This is a genomic window from Streptomyces antibioticus, from assembly GCF_002019855.1.
GTDB lineage: Bacteria > Actinomycetota > Actinomycetes > Streptomycetales > Streptomycetaceae > Streptomyces > Streptomyces antibioticus_B.
The window spans coordinates 2,422,499-2,438,436 of the sequence record NZ_CM007717.1 but is presented as its reverse complement, the minus strand read 5'-3'; the positions used below and the strand labels follow the sequence as shown (position 1 = coordinate 2,438,436).

12 protein-coding genes are annotated in these 15,938 nt (G+C 70.6%); 7 read left to right on the top strand and 5 right to left on the bottom strand.

Annotation, left to right across the window (positions count from 1 at the left end; all coding sequences use genetic code 11):
- Positions 1–567: 567 nt before the first annotated feature.
- The 5 genes from AFM16_RS10870 to AFM16_RS10850 all read left to right on the top strand — a co-directional run bounded on the left by AFM16_RS10870 (position 568) and on the right by AFM16_RS10850 (position 5,589).
- On the top strand, positions 568–1,770 hold the full coding sequence (locus tag AFM16_RS10870; protein WP_078633171.1) for a TraR/DksA C4-type zinc finger protein: 1,203 nt from the start codon (positions 568–570) through the stop codon (positions 1,768–1,770).
- A 67-nt stretch (positions 1,771–1,837) separates the two neighbouring features.
- Entirely contained in the window at positions 1,838–2,437 is a 600-nt protein-coding gene (gene lspA, locus AFM16_RS10865; protein ID WP_030794104.1) for a signal peptidase II, read from the top strand.
- Positions 2,438–2,501: 64 nt separating this feature from the next.
- Positions 2,502–3,446, top strand: a complete 945-nt coding sequence (locus AFM16_RS10860; protein WP_030794101.1) for an RluA family pseudouridine synthase — start codon at positions 2,502–2,504, stop codon at positions 3,444–3,446.
- Positions 3,443–3,934, top strand: a complete 492-nt coding sequence (locus AFM16_RS10855) for a GNAT family N-acetyltransferase (RefSeq protein WP_030794098.1) — start codon at positions 3,443–3,445, stop codon at positions 3,932–3,934. The genes AFM16_RS10860 and AFM16_RS10855 overlap by 4 nt, the downstream gene beginning before the upstream one ends.
- Before the next feature lie 68 nt (positions 3,935–4,002).
- Positions 4,003–5,589: a Na+/H+ antiporter gene (locus AFM16_RS10850; protein ID WP_030794096.1), complete on the top strand. Its 1,587-nt coding sequence runs from the start codon at positions 4,003–4,005 to the stop codon at positions 5,587–5,589.
- A 51-nt stretch (positions 5,590–5,640) separates the two neighbouring features.
- On the opposite strand, the gene AFM16_RS10845 is transcribed toward AFM16_RS10850, so the two are convergent.
- Positions 5,641–6,753: a mechanosensitive ion channel family protein gene (locus tag AFM16_RS10845; protein WP_030794093.1), complete on the bottom strand. Its 1,113-nt coding sequence runs from the start codon at positions 6,751–6,753 to the stop codon at positions 5,641–5,643.
- Positions 6,754–6,852: 99 nt separating this feature from the next.
- Between AFM16_RS10845 and AFM16_RS10840 the strand changes: the two genes are divergently transcribed.
- Positions 6,853–7,458, top strand: a complete 606-nt coding sequence (locus AFM16_RS10840; RefSeq protein WP_078636903.1) for a dienelactone hydrolase family protein — start codon at positions 6,853–6,855, stop codon at positions 7,456–7,458.
- On the opposite strand, the gene AFM16_RS10835 is transcribed toward AFM16_RS10840, so the two are convergent.
- From AFM16_RS10835 to AFM16_RS10820, 4 genes are all read right to left on the bottom strand, one after another.
- The gene (locus AFM16_RS10835; protein WP_078633170.1) at positions 7,443–9,125 is read right to left on the bottom strand and encodes an alkaline phosphatase D family protein; all 1,683 of its coding nucleotides are present in this window, start codon (positions 9,123–9,125) and stop codon (positions 7,443–7,445) included. The two genes, AFM16_RS10840 and AFM16_RS10835, sit on opposite strands and share 16 nt — an antisense overlap.
- Positions 9,126–9,228: 103 nt before the next feature.
- The gene (locus AFM16_RS10830) at positions 9,229–10,029 is read right to left on the bottom strand and encodes a DsbA family protein (protein ID WP_030794084.1); all 801 of its coding nucleotides are present in this window, start codon (positions 10,027–10,029) and stop codon (positions 9,229–9,231) included.
- A 103-nt stretch (positions 10,030–10,132) separates the two neighbouring features.
- Positions 10,133–10,801, bottom strand: a complete 669-nt coding sequence (locus AFM16_RS10825) for a hypothetical protein (protein ID WP_078633169.1) — start codon at positions 10,799–10,801, stop codon at positions 10,133–10,135.
- Between the two features lie 66 nt (positions 10,802–10,867).
- Positions 10,868–12,193, bottom strand: coding sequence for a DUF2252 domain-containing protein (locus AFM16_RS10820; RefSeq protein ID WP_030794079.1), 1,326 nt, complete (start codon positions 12,191–12,193; stop codon positions 10,868–10,870).
- Between the two features lie 205 nt (positions 12,194–12,398).
- Between AFM16_RS10820 and dnaE the strand changes: the two genes are divergently transcribed.
- Positions 12,399–15,938: a DNA polymerase III subunit alpha gene (gene dnaE, locus AFM16_RS10815; protein ID WP_030794076.1), complete on the top strand. Its 3,540-nt coding sequence runs from the start codon at positions 12,399–12,401 to the stop codon at positions 15,936–15,938.

Below are 15,938 nucleotides of genomic sequence, written 5' to 3'. Positions count from 1 at the left end.
GCTGCCTTCCGTCCGGAGGGACGAGAGCCGAGTCTTTCCTTACGCCGGTTTCGGCGTGCTCCCGCGGTACCACCCTCCTTGGCCCTCCGACGCGGGGTGTGCGTCGGCGAGCCCCCTCATTGGGGTCGCGATACCGGGTCTACTCGCCGAGGTGGGTCCCTGCGGCTTTCTTCCGGCGGCTCCGGGGTGATCTTCACGTCGCGCCGGCCCCCGGGCTCCCACCGTCCCCGGGTCGCTCTGGGCTGCGTACGCCGCTACTCGTCCCCATCCATGCTTTTCGCTCCGCCCAGTGTACGGCGCCGCACCGACAGCGGCCGACCGGTTTACGGCCGGTCCGGGTTGACCCGATTGGAGGTGCGTCCGGAGGGAACTCGTGTTCGGATTTCGGCGTGGTCGGCGGGGCGGATTACCCCGCGGGGAGCTGGGCACAACGCAGGCAGGCTTGCCGCGGGGCGTGCGCGAGGCGGGCGATCCGGGCGGTGTGCCCCGTTGCCGCGGCTCTCGGGTCGATTTATCGTCCCAGCACGATTCGCGAGCAAGATCACAGTATGTGAAGGGGCCGCGGCCATGGTGGCGAAGAAGACCGCCGCACAACACCCGGCGACGGGCCGGTCCGGGGGTACGACCGGCGCCGCCGAGGCCGTGCCCGAAAGGGCGGTCACGAAGGGGGCCGACGGGAAAGCGAGGCGCGGAAAGGCCGCCGCCGAGAAGGCGAGCCCCAAGACGGTGAACGCCGAGGAGGCGGCGAAGACGCCGGTCGGCAAGACGTCGGCCTCGAAGAAGGCGGGTGCTGAGAAGGTGGGCGCCGAGAGGGCGAGTCCCAAGCGGGCAGGCCCCAAGCGAGCGGGCCCCAAGAAGGCGGCGGCAAAGGAGCCGGTCGCGGGAAAGCCGGTCGGCGACAAGCCGGCCGTCGAGACGGCGCACGCCGACGCGGCAGCCGTGAAGAAGCCGGCGGCGAAGGAGCCGACGGCCAAGAAGTCGGCCGCCAAGAAGGCGGTCGGCAAGAAGACCTCAGCCAAGAAGACCTCAGCCAAGAAGTCGGCGGCCAAGAAGGCACCAGCCAAAGCAAAGGCACCGGCCAAAGCAAAGGCACCGGCCAAAGCGTCGGCCAAAGCACCGGCCAAAAAGGCGGCGGCTCGGAAAGGCGGTGCCGAAAAGGGCGTCGCCGAGACGGCCGGCGTCGGAAAAGCAGGTCGCGCCGGGGGCGTGGCCCAGGGCAGGGCGGGAAAGAAGAGCACGGCCAAGAAGGTGGGCGCGGCCTCGGCCGCGGAGCAGACGGGAGCCACGACTGTGGTTGCGAAGAAGACTCCTGGCACGGCCACGGCGGCGGCGAAGACCGCTGTTCCCAAGGCACGCCTCGCCGCGGCGGAACCCGGCGACCTGGCGGTGCGCCCCGGTGAGGACCCCTGGACGCCCGAGGAGGTCGAGGAGGCCCGCGCCGAGCTCCAGTCCGAGCAGGCGCGGCTGCACACGGAGCTGGCCACGTCCGAGTCCGCCCTGGCGGGCCTGATGCGGGACTCGGGGGACGGCGCGGGCGACGACCAGGCGGACACCGGCACCAAGAACATCACCCGGGAGAGCGAGCTGGCGCTGGCCGCCAACGCGCGCGAGATGCTGATCCAGACGGAGCACGCCCTGGAGCGGCTCGACGCGGGCACGTACGGTCTGTGCGAGAACTGCGGCAACGCGATCGGCAAGGCCAGGATGCAGGCGTTCCCCCGGGCCACGCTGTGTGTCGAGTGCAAGCAGAAGCAGGAGCGGCGGTACTGATCACGCCGAGGTCGCACGGCGTGTCGTACCCTCGTCCTCAGTCAGGTACCTAGGTTGAGGGACTCACGTGGCAGAGGCGGAGCGCATCATCGGTACGCCGGACACCCCGGAGGCGGCGGGAGCCGAGCCGGAGGAGTCGTCCGGTGCGGACGGACGGCAGGATGCCGCGCCGCGGCCCCGCGGCAGGCGTCGTATCGCCGTGCTGTTCGCCGTGGCAGCGTTCGCGTACGCCATCGACCTGATCAGCAAGATGATCGTGGTCGCCAAGCTGGAGCACCATCCGCCGATCGAGATCGTCGGCGACTGGCTGCGGTTCGAGGCCATCCGCAACGCGGGCGCGGCCTTCGGCTTCGGCGAGGCATTCACGATCATCTTCACGGTGATCGCGGCGGCGGTGATCGTGGTGATCGCGCGGCTGGCCCGCAAGCTGTACAGCCTGCCCTGGGCGATCGCGCTGGGCCTGCTGCTGGGCGGCGCCCTCGGCAACCTCACCGACCGGATCTTCCGCTCGCCGGGCGTCTTCGAGGGCGCGGTGGTGGACTTCATCGCGCCGAAGCACTTCGCGGTCTTCAACCTCGCGGACTCGGCGATCGTCTGCGGCGGCATCCTGATCGTGCTGCTGTCCTTCAAGGGCCTCGACCCCGACGGGACCGTCCACAAGGACTGAGGCGGGTCAAGGACCGGGGCCGCGTGTTGTCGGGGCTGTCGGAGGCGTCCGGCATACTCGACGGGTGAGCACGATTCCCGAGATCCGTACCCTGCCCGTGCCGGACGGCCTGGAGGGCGAGCGCGTCGACGCCGCCATCTCCCGCATGTTCGGCTTCTCCCGTACCAAGGCGGCGGAGCTGGCCGCCGCGGGGAAGGTCTCGGTCGACGGCTCGGTGGTGGGCAAGTCCGAGCGGGTCAGCGGCGGGGCCTGGCTGGAGGTCGAGATGCCGCAGGCGCCCGCGCCGGTGCAGATCGTCGCCGAGCCGGTCGAGGGCATGGAGATCGTGCACGACGACGACGACATCGTCGTGATCGTCAAGCCCGTCGGCGTGGCCGCGCACCCCTCGCCCGGTTGGAGCGGCCCGACCGTCATCGGCGGTCTCGCGGCCGCCGGCTACCGCATCTCCACCTCCGGTGCCGCCGAGCGCCAGGGCATCGTGCACCGGCTCGACGTGGGCACCTCCGGTCTGATGGTGGTCGCCAAGTCGGAGCGGGCGTACACCTCGCTCAAGCGCCAGTTCAAGGAGCGCACGGTCGACAAGCGCTACCACACGCTCGTGCAGGGCCACCCGGACCCGACCAGCGGCACCATCGACGCCCCCATCGGCCGGCACCCGAACCACGACTACAAGTGGGCCGTCACGGCCGACGGCAAGCCGTCCGTCACGCACTACGACCTGATCGAGGCGTTCCGCGCCGCCTCCCTGCTCGACGTGAAGCTGGAGACGGGCCGTACCCACCAGATCCGGGTGCACATGTCCGCCCACCGGCACCCCTGTGTCGGCGATCTCACCTACGGCGCCGACCCGACGCTCGCCAAGCGGCTGAAGCTGACCCGGCAGTGGCTGCACGCGGTGCGGCTGGGCTTCGAGCACCCCGGCGACGGGCAGTGGGTGGAGTTCTCCAGCGACTACCCGGCCGACCTCCAGCAGGCCCTGGACCAGGTCCGCGAGGAGACGTACGGATGAGCGACGCACGGACGGGCGGCACGCACGCGTACACGGTCCGCGTCGCCGAGGACCCCGCCGACCGGGAGGCGTGCTTCGCGGTGCGCAAGGAGGTCTTCGTCCGCGAGCAGGGCGTCCCGGAGGACCTGGAGTACGACGCGTACGACGCCGGCGCGGTGCATGTGCTGGCGATACGCGAGGACGGCGTACCGCTGGGGGCCGGGCGGCTGCTGTACGGCCCCGAGGTGGCCGGGGAGAAGACCGGCGGGGATCCGTCGGTCGGCTCGCTCGGGCGGCTCGCCGTGACGCGTGAGGCGCGCGGGCTCGGGGTCGGCGTCGCGCTGGTGCGGGCCATCGAGGAGGCGGCACGCGCGCGTGGCCTCGCGGCGGTGGACCTGCACGCGCAGACCCAGGCGCTCGGTTTCTACGAGCGGCTGGGGTACGAGGCGTACGGTCCCGAGGACATCGAGGCGGGGATTCCGCACCGGTCGATGCGGCGTTCGCTGTAGCCGGGCGGGGCCGTGCGAGGCTGGGGGTCTGGTCGCTCTTGATCGTCTAGCCCCCCGGAGCGCTGACCGTGGATCAGCTTGCCCTGTTGTTCGTCCTGATGCTCGGGGCCGTGGTGAGCGTGCCGGTCGGCGACCGGTTCGGGCTTCCCTCGCCGGTCCTGATGACACTGCTCGGGATCGTCCTCGCGGTGCTGCCCTTCGTGCCGAACGTCGACATCCCGCCCGAGCTGATCCTCCCCCTGCTGCTGCCGCCCCTGCTCTACGCGGCCGTGCGCCGGACCTCGTGGCGGCAGTTCGCGGCCAACAAACGGCCGATCTTCCTGCTGGCCGTGGCGCTGGTGTTCGTCACCACCTTCTCCGTGGCCGCCGTCGCGCACGCGGTGGTGCCCGGGCTGCCGCTCGCCGCAGCGGTCGCGCTGGGCGCGCTCGTGGCGCCGCCCGACCCGGTGGCCGCGACCGCCGTCGCCGGACAGCTCGGACTGCCCCGCCGGCTCGTCTCCATCCTGGAGGGCGAGGGGCTCTTCAACGACGTCACCGCCATCGTGCTGTACCACGTGGCGATCGCCGCCGCCGTCAGCGGGGACTTCACGCCCTCGACGGCCGCGCTCGAACTGGTGCTGTCCGCCGTGGTCGCCGTCGCCGTGGGCGTCGGGCTCGGGTGGGGCGCCAACCGGCTGATGGACCTGCTCGGCGACGCGACCCTCCAGATCGGGCTCACCCTGCTCGTGCCGTACGCGGCGTACGTGCTTGCCGAGGAGCTGCACGGATCCGGGGTGCTGGCCGTGCTGACCTGCGCGCTCTTCCTCGCCGAGTACGCCACCGACCCCGACGACGTGATGACCCGGCTCGCCGGGCACGCCTTCTGGGACATCGTCGACACGCTGGTGACGGGCGTCGCGTTCGGGCTGATCGGCCTGGAGCTGCACAACGCGATCCGTACCGCGTCCGGCCGGTGGGGCGAGATGCTCGGCTGGGCGGGGATCGTGGTGGCCGTCGTGATCGTCGTACGGCTGCTGTGGCTGCTGCCCGCGACCTGGCTGACCCAGCGGATGCACGCGCGGCGGGACTACGACGAGGACATCCCGATGAGCTGGCGGGAGACCGTGGTCATGTGGTGGTCCGGGATGCGCGGGGTGGCGTCGGTGGCGCTGGCGCTCGCGATCCCGCTGAGCACGGACGACGGGGGGCCGTTCCCCGACCGGGACGAGATCGTCTTCATCGCCTTCGGGGTGATCATGGCGACGCTGGTGGTGCAGGGACTGACGCTGCCGTGGCTGGTGCGGCGGCTCGGGGTGCGGGCCGACAGCGAGCGGGAGCAGGAGCTGGAACGGGAGCTGGCGGTGCGGGCTGCCAAGGCGGCGAAACGGCGGCTGCGGGAGATCGAGTCGGTGGAGGAGCTGCCGGAGGAACTGTCCGAGCAACTCCTGCGGCGGGCCTTCGAGATCGGGGTGCGGATCAGCCCGGACATGGGCGAGGACGAGCGCCGGGAGGGGCACGAGCACCGGGTGCGGCGGCTGAAGCGGCTGCGGCGGATCCAGGCGGAGATGATGAGCGCCGCCCGGCACGAGGTGCTGGCCGCGCGCAGCGAGCCGGGCGCGGATCCGGAGATCGTGGACCGGGTGCTGCGGCAACTGGACGTCCGCAGCCTGAAATGACGCCCGCGCGGCACCCCCGTCCACGGAAGGGGGTGCCGCGCGGGGTGTGCGTCAGCGGCTCGTGCGCGGCGGTTCGTGGACCCGGCGGGCCGCGCCGTCCGGGGAGGGCGACGGGCCTGGGACACGGCCCGGGGGCGGTGCGGCGTCGGCCGTGTTGACCCGCGGCAGCGCGTACGGGTGCTCCTGCGCCAGCCAGCGGATCATCCGTTCGCGGACCGTGACCCGTACCGTCCAGATGTCGTCGGCGTCCTTCGCCGTCACCAGCGCCCGGACCTGCATGGTGTTCGGGGTGGTGTCCGTCACGTTCAGACCGCAGGCGCGGCCGTCCCAGGCGGGGCACTCGCGCAGGATGTCGCGGAGCTTCTCGCGCATCGCCTCCACCGGGGCCGTGTGGTCCACGTGCCAGTAGACGATGCCGGTCATCTGCGGGGTGCCGCGCGACCAGTTCTCGAACGGCTTCGACGTGAAGTACGACACCGGCATGGTGATCCGGCGCTCGTCCCAGGTCCGGACCGTCAGGAAGGTCAGCGTGATCTCCTCGACCGTGCCCCACTCGCCGTCCACCACCACGGTGTCGCCGATGCGCACCATGTCGCCGAAGGCGATCTGGAGCCCGGCGAACATGTTGCTGAGCGTTGACTGGGCGGCCACACCGGCGACGATGCCGAGGACACCGGCCGAGGCCAGCAGCGAGGCGCCGGCCGCCCGCATCGCGGGGAACGTCAGCAGCATCGCCGCCACCGCCACCACCCCGACGACGGCCGCCACCACCCGCATGATCAGCGACACCTGGGTGCGCACCCGGCGGACCCGGGCGGCGTCGCGGTGCACGCGCGCGTAGCGGGAGTACGAGGTCTCGACGACCGCCGCCGCGATCCGGATCACCAGCCAGGCCGCGGAGCCGATCAGCACCAGGGTGAGCGTCCGGCCGATGCCGACGCGGTGTTCCTCCAGCAGGCGCGCCTGGTCGTACGAGCCTCTCAGCAGCGCCGCGCACAGCACGAGCTGGTAGGGGATGCGGCCGCGGCGCAGCAGACCCCACAGGGGGGTCTCGCCGTGCCGCGCGTCGGCCTTGCGCAGCAGAAGGTCGGTGGCCCAGCCGATGAGCAGTGTCAGTACGACCGAGCCGCCGACCACGATCAGGGGTCGGAGCAGGTTCTCCATGCCAACGAACGTAACCGCGACCGCGGGGCCTTGAACATGTGACTTCCGTGCCGGGACGTGCGCGGGGCGTTGTCGGTGGTGGCTGGCACCATGGGCGGCATGAACATCATGCTCTTTCACTCGGTCTTCGGCCCCCGGCCCGCGGTGCGCGCGGCGGCGGACCGGCTGCGCGCCGCCGGGCACCAGGTGTGGACGCCCGACCTCTTCGAGGGGCGCACGTTCGACTCGGTCGAGGAGGGCATGGCCCACAACACGGAGATCGGCAAGGACGAGCTGCTCAGACGGGCCGTGCTGGCCGCCGCGCCGTACTCGGACCGGGGGCTGGTGTACGCCGGGCTCTCGCTCGGCGCGTCGATCGCGCAGACCCTCGCCCTCGGCGACGACAAGGCACGCGGTCTGCTGCTTCTGCACGGCACCTCCGACCTCGCGCCGAACGCCTCGGCGGACGGCCTGCCGGTGCAGTTGCACGTGGCCGAGCCGGACCCGTTCGAGACGGACGACTGGCTGAGCGCCTGGTATCTCCAGATGGGCAGGGCGGGCGCCGATGTGGAGGTCTATCGCTACCCGGGCGCCGGCCACCTGTACACCGACCCCGGCCTGCCCGACTACGACGAGGAGGCCGCCGAGGCCACCTGGCGGGTGGCACTCGGCTTCCTCGACTCGCTCGCGGACCCGGGGGACCCGGGGGATCAGACCGGGTCGTAGGTGCGCTCGACCTTCTGGGTGCCGGTGCGGGTGCGGTAGGAGCGGGACCAGGTGGAGGTCGCGTTCGCCTTGGTGCGGTCGGAGACCACGTAGTAGTCCATCTGCGCGCGGGCGGCGGTGATGTCCAGGACGCCGTAGCCGTGGCGGTCGGTGTCGACCCAGTGGACGTGCCGGTTGGCGGCCTTGATGATCGGGGAGGCGATCGCGGAGACCGTGCCCTCGGGGACCTTCACGATGTCGTCCAGGTTGTCGGAGGTCACCGAGGTGACCACGAACTCCGTGGCGGCGGAGGCCGACAGCGGGTAGGTCCCGGCGTCCACGGGCACGTCGTTGGCCCAGGCCATGTGGATGTCACCGGTCAGGAAGACGGTGTTGCCGATGGCGTTCGAGCGCAGGTGGGCGAGGAGTTCGCGGCGGTCGTCGGTGTAGCCGTCCCACTGGTCGGTGTTGAGGGCGATGCCCTCCTGGGGGAGGCCGAGGAGCTTCGCGAGGGGCCTGAGCAGGCTGGCGGGGAGCGAGCCGACCGCGAACGGCGAGATCATCACCGAGTTGCCGACCAGCCGCCAGGTGGTGTCGGAGGACTTCAGCCCGGCCTTCAGCCAGTCGAGTTGGGCGCGCCCGGTCAGGGTGCGGTCCGGGTCGTCGACGGAGCCCTTGCCTATGCCGACCTGCTGGGAGCGGAAGGAGCGCAGGTCCAGCAGGGAGAGGTCGGCGAGCTTGCCGAAGCGCAGCCGGCGGTAGGTGGTGCCGGCGAGGGCGGGGCGGACCGGCATCCACTCGAAGTACGCCTGCTTGGCGGCCGCCTGACGGGCCGCCCAGGTGCCCTCGGCGCCTTCGGTGTGGTTCTCGGCGCCGCCGGACCAGGTGTCGTTGGCGATCTCGTGGTCGTCCCAGATCGCGACGACCGGTGCCTTGGCGTGCAGGGCCTGGAGGTCGGGGTCCGTCTTGTACTTGGCGTGCCGGATGCGGTAGTCGGCGAGCGTGAGGGTCTCGTGGGTGGGCGAGGTCTGGCGGACCACGGTGCCGCGCGCGCCGTACTCGCCGGTGCCGTACTCGTAGATGTAGTCGCCGAGGTGCAGCCAGGCGTCGAGGTCGCCACGGGCGGCGAGATGGCGGTACGGGGAGAAGTAGCCGGCCTCCCAGCTCGCGCAGGAGACGACGCCGAAGCGCAGGCCCGGTACGGCCGCGTCCGCCGCGGGGGCGGTGCGGGTGCGGGCCGCCGGGGAGTCGGTGCCGTTCGCGGAGAAGCGGAACCAGTAGTCCGTCGCCGGGGCGAGACCGCGCACGTCCGCCTTGACGGTGTGGTCGGAGGCGGCGGTCGCGGTGAGGGCGCCTTTGGCCACGATGTCGGTGAGCGCCTTGTCCCGGGCGACGACCCAGTCGACCTGGGTGTCGGGGCCGAGTCCGGAGCCGGGTGTCGCCTCAGCGGTGGGCGTGACCCGCGTCCACAGCAGGACGCCGTCGGGCAGCGGGTCGCCGGAGGCGAGACCGTGCTGGAAGACGGGGGCCTCGGCGGCCCGGGCGGGAAGGGCGGCGGCCAGCGGGCCGGCCAGTACGGCGGTGGCGGCCGCGGCCTTGACGACCGTACGGCGGCGCGGAGCGAGCGGGGTACCGCCCCCAAGGGGCGCGCCGGTGCTCTCTGTTGATCTGTATCGACTGTTGGTCACGGCCGATCAGATTACTGACCGGTACGACGAAAGAGCAGGCGAACTCGCAAAGTTCGCCCGCTCGTTCGGTTCACTTTCGCCCGGTGTCACACACCGGGCCGGATCACTTGGTGACGCCCGCGTCCTTCAGGGCCGCCGCCCAGCCCGCGGCGTCCGCCGGGGTCTCGATCGCCTTGTCGTTGATCTTGATGGTCGGCGTCGACCTGACCCCCTCGGCCTTGTCGAAGGAGTCGCTCATCCGCATCGCCCAGGCGTCGTAGGTGCCCTTCTCCACGGCGTCCTGGAACTTCTTGTTGTTCTTCAGGGCGTCGACCGTGTTCGCCACCTTGATCAGGTAGGCGTCCTTGGCGAGATCGTCGGTCGACTCGGCCGGGTGGTACTCGGCCGAGTAGAGCGCGGTCTTGTAGTCGAGGAACGCCTCGGGGCTGACGTTCAGCGCGGCACCCAGCGCGCTGAGCGCGTTCTTCGAGCCCTCGCCGCCCAGGTTGCCGTCGAGGAACGTGCCGATCGTGAAGGAGAGCTTGTAGTCGCCGTCCTCCATGCCCTTGTTGACCGTCTCGCCGATGGTCTGCTCGAAGTTGGCGCAGCCGGGGCAGCGCGGGTCCTCGTAGAGGTGGACGACGTTGTCGGACTTCGACTCGCCGATGACGACCGTGGTGCCGTTCTTGCCGGAGGTGTTGGCCGGGGCGACCACCGTGGCCTTGGCGGCCTCGTCCCAGTAGCCCGGCTTGTTGGCCTGGACGATCGCGTAGCCTATGCCGCCCGCCGCGGCGAGGACCGCTACGGCCGAGGCCGCGACGATGATCTGGCGCTTGGCCTTGGCGCGCTTGGCCTGGCGCTCGCGTTCGAGGCGCAGCCGCTCTCGGGCCGCCGTCTTCGCCGCCTGGGTGTTCCGCTTGCTCATGTCGGTGATCTCCATCGGGGACGCGCACGGGGGTGCGCGGGGGTAAGGGGTTCTGCGTGTCGGGGACTGCTCGTGCTCGCGGCCGGGCCGGAGGCGGCGGCGCTCAGGCGAGGGCGGTGCGGTGGGGCGGTCCGCGGCGGCCCAGGGAGTGCGCGAGGAGCAGGGTGCGGGCGGTGGCCGTACGGTGCGCGGGCCGCGGCAGGCGGCGGGCCGCCGGGGCGCGTCGTACGGTCACGGCGGCGACGGCCGTCAGCAGCGGCCGGAAGGTGGTGGCGCCGGCCGCCCGCAGGAGCTGGGCCAGCGCCCGTTCGCCGCGGCGCAGCCAGGCGGCCGCGATCAGGCCGACGCCGATGTGCGCGCCGAGCAGCAGCCAGGCGGTGGCCGCGTCGGTGTGCGCGCCGGTGCCGGTGACCTGGGCCAGCGGGGCGCCGACCCCGGTGCCGTCACCGCACAGCACGTCCCAGCCGACGGAGGCCAGCGGCCCCGCCACCGGGCCGCCGGAGCTGCCGTAACAGACGTGCTGGCCGGTGGTGAAGACGGTGTCGGCCGCCAGTTCCAGCGGGATCAGCAGGGCGGCGATCCGCCCGAAGCCGCGCTCCCGCCCGGCCAGCGCGTAGGCGAGGACGAACACGGCGACCACCACGGCGGCCACCGTGTTCAGCGGCAGCGGGGCCCGGGACAGCAGGACGTGCGACGCGGTGCTGAGCGTCACGACGAGTGCCGTGAACAGCGCCGCGCGCACGGCTCTGAGTCGGGTCCCGGATATGTCCATAGCAGCAGAGAGTGTGTCACGTGCTCCGGTAAGGGACCCCTAAAGGGACCCTGTGGAAGCGGACCGTTAGAGACCCGGGATCCGGCCGTTGCGGAAGAGGTCCACGAAGATCTGGTGGTCCGCGCGCGCCCGGGCGCCGTAGGAGTGCGCGAAGTCCACCAGCAGCGGCGCGAAGCCCTCCTCGTCGGCCGCGAGGGCCGCGTCGATGGCGCGCTCGGTGGAGAACGGCACCAGCGACTCGCCCGAGGTGTCGTCCGCCGCCGCGTGCATGGTGGCCGTGGCCCGGCCCAGGTCGGCGACGACCGCCGCGATCTCCTCCGGGTCGTCGATGTCGCCCCAGTCCAGGTCGACCGCGTACGGCGAGACCTCGGCGACGAGCTGCCCCGCGCCGTCCAGCTCGGTCCAGCCGAGCCACGGGTCCGCGTGCTGCTGCAGGGCGCGCTGCGAGATCACCGTGCGGTGCCCCTCGTGCCGGAAGTAGTCACGGATCGCCGGATCCGTGATGTGCCGGGAGACGGCCGGGGTCTGGGCCTGCTTGATGTAGATCACGACGTCGTTCTCCAGGGCGTCGCTGTGGCCCTCCAGGAGGATGTTGTACGACGGCAGACCGGCCGAGCCGATCCCGATGCCGCGCCGCCCCACGACGTCCTTCACCCGGTACGAGTCCGGGCGGGCCAGGGAGGTCTCCGGCAGGGTCTCCAGATAGCCGTCGAACGCGGCGAGGATCTTGTACCGGGTGGCCGCGTCCAGCTCGATGGAGCCGCCGCCCGGCGCGAACCGGCGCTCGAAGTCCCGGATCTCGGTCATCGAGTCCAGCAGCCCGAAGCGCGTCAGGGAGCGGGCGTCGCGCAGCGCGTCGAGCAGCGGGCCCTGGGCGGTGTCCAGGGTGAACGGCGGCACCTCGTCGCTCTTGGCGCCGGTGGCCAGGGCGTGGACGCGCTCGCGGTACGCGCCCGCGTACACCCGCACCAGCTCGGTGATCTGGTCGTCGCCGAGCGCCTTCGCGTACCCGATGAGGGCGATCGAGGCGGCGAAACGCTTGAGGTCCCAGGTGAACGGTCCGACGTACGCCTCGTCGAAGTCGTTGACGTTGAAGATCAGCCGGCCGGTGGAGTCCATGTACGTGCCGAAGTTCTCCGCGTGCAGATCGCCGTGGATCCACACGCGCGAGGTGCGCTCGTCCAGGAACGGGCCGCCCCGCTTCTCCGCGTCCACGTCGTGGTAGAAGAGGGCCGCCGTGCCCCGGTAGAACGCGAACGCCGAGGCCGCCATCTTGCGGAACTTCACCCGGAACGCGGCCGGGTCGGCGGCCAGGAGCTCGCCGAAGGCGGTGTCGAAGACGGCGAGGATCTCCTCGCCGCGCTGCTCGTCGTCGAGCTGGGGAACCGACATCGCTGGGTGCCTCCTGGTGCATGACATGTACGACAGCGTTTCTGTCGTCTCCAACGGGCGGAGCCGTACGAAAGTGCCCACGGCCCCCCGCTGTGAAGGTACGCGGGGGAGACCCTCGCGTGTCAGTGGCGAGGCATAGACTTCGACGCTGACCCCCGGACCGTCCGCCCCGCCGTCGTCGAATGTTTCCCTTGGAGGCCACGCCGTGTCGAAGCCGCCCTTCACGCACCTGCACGTCCACACCCAGTACTCGCTGCTGGACGGTGCCGCGCGGCTGAAGGACATGTTCGACGCGTGCAACGAGATGGGCATGACCCACATCGCCATGTCCGACCACGGCAACCTGCACGGGGCGTACGACTTCTTCCACACCGCGAAGAAGGCCGGGGTCACCCCGATCATCGGCATCGAGGCGTACGTCGCCCCCGAGTCGCGGCGCAACAAGCGCAAGATCCAGTGGGGCCAGCCGCACCAGAAGCGCGACGACGTCTCCGGTTCCGGCGGTTACACCCACAAGACCATCTGGGCGGCGAACGCGACCGGCCTGCACAACCTCTTCAAGCTGTCCTCGGACGCGTACGCCGAGGGCTGGCTCCAGAAGTGGCCCCGGATGGACAAGGAGACCATCTCCCAGTGGTCCGAGGGGCTCATCGCCTCCACCGGCTGCCCCTCCGGCGAGCTCCAGACCCGGCTGCGCCTCGGCCAGTTCGACGAGGCGCTCAAGGCCGCCGCCGACTACCAGGACATCTTCGGCAAGGACCGCTACTTCCTGGAGCTGATGGACCACGGCATCGAGATCGAGCACCGGGTCCGTGACGGCCTGCTGGAGATCGGCAAGAAGCTCGGCATCCCCCCGCTGGTGACGAACGACTCGCACTACACCTACGCGCACGAGGCCACCGCCCACGACGCGCTGCTGTGCATCCAGACCGGCAAGAACCTCTCCGACCCCGACCGCTTCAAGTTCGACGGCACCGGCTACTACCTGAAGTCCACCGAGGAGATGTACGCCATCGACTCTTCGGACGCCTGGCAGGAGGGCTGCGCCAACACCCTCCTGGTCGCCGAGCAGATCGACACCACCGGCATGTTCGAGGCCAAGAACCTCATGCCGAAGTTCGACATCCCCGAGGGCTACACCGAGGTCACCTGGTTCCGCGAGGAGACCATGCGGGGCATGCACCGCCGCTTCCCGAACGGGATCCCGGACGACCGCATGAAGCAGGTCGAGTACGAGATGGACACCATCATCTCGATGGGCTTCCCGGGCTACTTCCTCGTCGTCGCCGACTTCATCATGTGGGCCAAGAGCCAGGGCATCGCGGTCGGCCCCGGCCGAGGCTCCGCGGCCGGCTCGATCGTGGCGTACGCCATGGGCATCACCGACCTCGACCCGATCCCGCACGGACTGATCTTCGAGCGCTTCCTCAACCCCGAGCGCATCTCCATGCCCGATGTCGACATCGACTTCGACGAGCGCCGGCGCGTCGAGGTGATCCGGTACGTGACGGAGAAGTACGGCGCCGACAAGGTCGCCATGATCGGCACCTACGGCAAGATCAAGGCCAAGAACGCCATCAAGGACTCCGCGCGCGTGCTGGGCTACCCGTACGCCATGGGCGACCGGCTCACCAAGGCCATGCCCGCCGACGTCCTCGGCAAGGGCATCGACCTCGACGGCATCACCAACCCCTCCCACCCGCGCTACAGCGAGGCGGGCGAGATCCGGGCGATGTACGAGAACGAGCCGGACGTGAAGAAGGTCATCGACACCGCCAAGGGCGTCGAGGGCCTGGTCCGGCAGATGGGCGTGCACGCCGCCGGCGTGATCATGTCCAGCGAGCCGATCGTCGACCACGCCCCGATCTGGGTGCGGCACACCGACGGCGTCACCATCACCCAGTGGGACTACCCGCAGTGCGAGTCGCTCGGCCTGCTGAAGATGGACTTCCTCGGCCTGCGCAACCTCACGATCATGGACGACGCCGTCAAGATGGTGAAGGCCAACAAGGGGATCGAGCTCGACCTCCTGGCCCTGCCGCTGGACGACCCCAAGACCTTCGAACTGCTCCAGCGCGGAGACACCCTCGGCGTCTTCCAGTTCGACGGCGGTCCCATGCGCTCGCTGCTGCGCCTGATGAAGCCCGACAACTTCGAAGACATCTCCGCCGTCTCCGCGCTCTACCGTCCCGGCCCGATGGGCATGGACTCGCACACCAACTACGCGCTGCGCAAGAACAAGCTCCAGGAGATCACCCCGATCCACCCGGAGCTGGAGGAGCCCCTCGAAGAGGTCCTGGCCGTCACCTACGGCCTGATCGTCTACCAGGAGCAGGTGCAGAAGGCCGCCCAGATCATCGCCGGCTACTCGCTCGGCGAGGCCGACATCCTGCGCCGTGTGATGGGCAAGAAGAAGCCCGACGAACTGGCGAAGAACTTCGTCCTCTTCCAGAAGGGCGCCCGCGACAAGGGCTACAGCGACGAGGCGATCCAGGCCCTGTGGGACGTGCTGGTGCCGTTCGCCGGCTACGCCTTCAACAAGGCGCACTCCGCCGCGTACGGACTGGTCTCCTACTGGACCGCCTACCTCAAGGCGAACCACCCCGCCGAGTACATGGCCGGACTGCTCACCTCGGTCAAGGACGACAAGGACAAGTCGGCCGTCTACCTCAACGAGTGCCGCCGCATGGGCATCAAGGTGCTCCCGCCGAACGTCAACGAGTCGGTGCACAACTTCGCCGCGCAGGGCGACGACGTGATCCTCTTCGGCCTGGAGGCCGTGCGCAACGTCGGCACCAACGTGGTGGAGTCGATCATCAGGAGCCGCAAGGCCAAGGGGAAGTACGCCTCCTTCCCCGACTACCTCGACAAGGTCGAGGCGGTCGCCTGCAACAAGCGCACCACCGAGTCGCTGATCAAGGCCGGCGCCTTCGACACCCTCGGCCACACCCGCAAGGGCCTCACCGCGCACTTCGAGCCGATGATCGACAACGTGGTCGCGGTCAAGCGCAAGGAGGCCGAGGGGCAGTTCGACCTCTTCGGCGGCATGGGCGAGGAGGAGAACGACGAACCCGGCTTCGGACTCGACGTCGTCTTCACCGAGGACGAGTGGGACAAGACGTATCTGCTCGCGCAGGAGCGCGAGATGCTCGGCCTGTACGTCTCCGACCACCCGCTGTTCGGTCTGGAGCACGTCCTGTCCGACAAGGCGGACGCGGGCATCGCCCAGCTCACCGGCGGTGAGCACGCGGACGGCGCGGTCGTCACCATCGGCGGCATCATCTCCGGCCTCCAGCGCAAGATGACCAAGCAGGGCAACGCCTGGGCGATCGCCACCGTGGAGGACCTCGCGGGCTCCATCGAGTGCATGTTCTTCCCGGCGACCTACCAGCTCGTCTCGACCCAACTCGTCGAGGACGCCGTGGTGTTCGTCAAGGGCCGCCTCGACAAGCGCGAGGACGTCCCGCGGCTGGTCGCGATGGAGCTGACGGTCCCCGACCTGTCCAACGCGGGCACCAACGCGCCGGTGATCCTCACCATCCCGGCCACCCGGGTCACCCCGCCGATGGTCTCCCGCCTGGGCGAGATCCTCACCCACCACCGGGGCGACAGCGAGGTCCGCATCAGGCTCCAGGGCCCGACGAAGACCACCGTGCTGCGTCTGGACCGGCACCGGGTCAAGCCCGACCCGGCGCTCTTCGGCGACCTCAAGGTGCTGCTCGGCCCGTCCTGCCTGGCGGGCTGA

Bases quoted from the DNA above. Each gene is read 5' to 3' on its own strand.
- AFM16_RS10840 (WP_078636903.1), top strand. From the start codon at position 6,853: ATGAACATCATGCTCTTTCACTCGGTCTTCGGCCCCCGGCCCGCGGTG.
- AFM16_RS10845 (WP_030794093.1), bottom strand. From the start codon at position 6,753: ATGGAGAACCTGCTCCGACCCCTGATCGTGGTCGGCGGCTCGGTCGTA.
- AFM16_RS10870 (WP_078633171.1), top strand. From the start codon at position 568: ATGGTGGCGAAGAAGACCGCCGCACAACACCCGGCGACGGGCCGGTCC.
- AFM16_RS10825 (WP_078633169.1), bottom strand. From the start codon at position 10,801: ATGGACATATCCGGGACCCGACTCAGAGCCGTGCGCGCGGCGCTGTTC.
- AFM16_RS10820 (WP_030794079.1), bottom strand. From the start codon at position 12,193: ATGTCGGTTCCCCAGCTCGACGACGAGCAGCGCGGCGAGGAGATCCTC.
- AFM16_RS10855 (WP_030794098.1), top strand. From the start codon at position 3,443: ATGAGCGACGCACGGACGGGCGGCACGCACGCGTACACGGTCCGCGTC.
- AFM16_RS10830 (WP_030794084.1), bottom strand. From the start codon at position 10,029: ATGAGCAAGCGGAACACCCAGGCGGCGAAGACGGCGGCCCGAGAGCGG.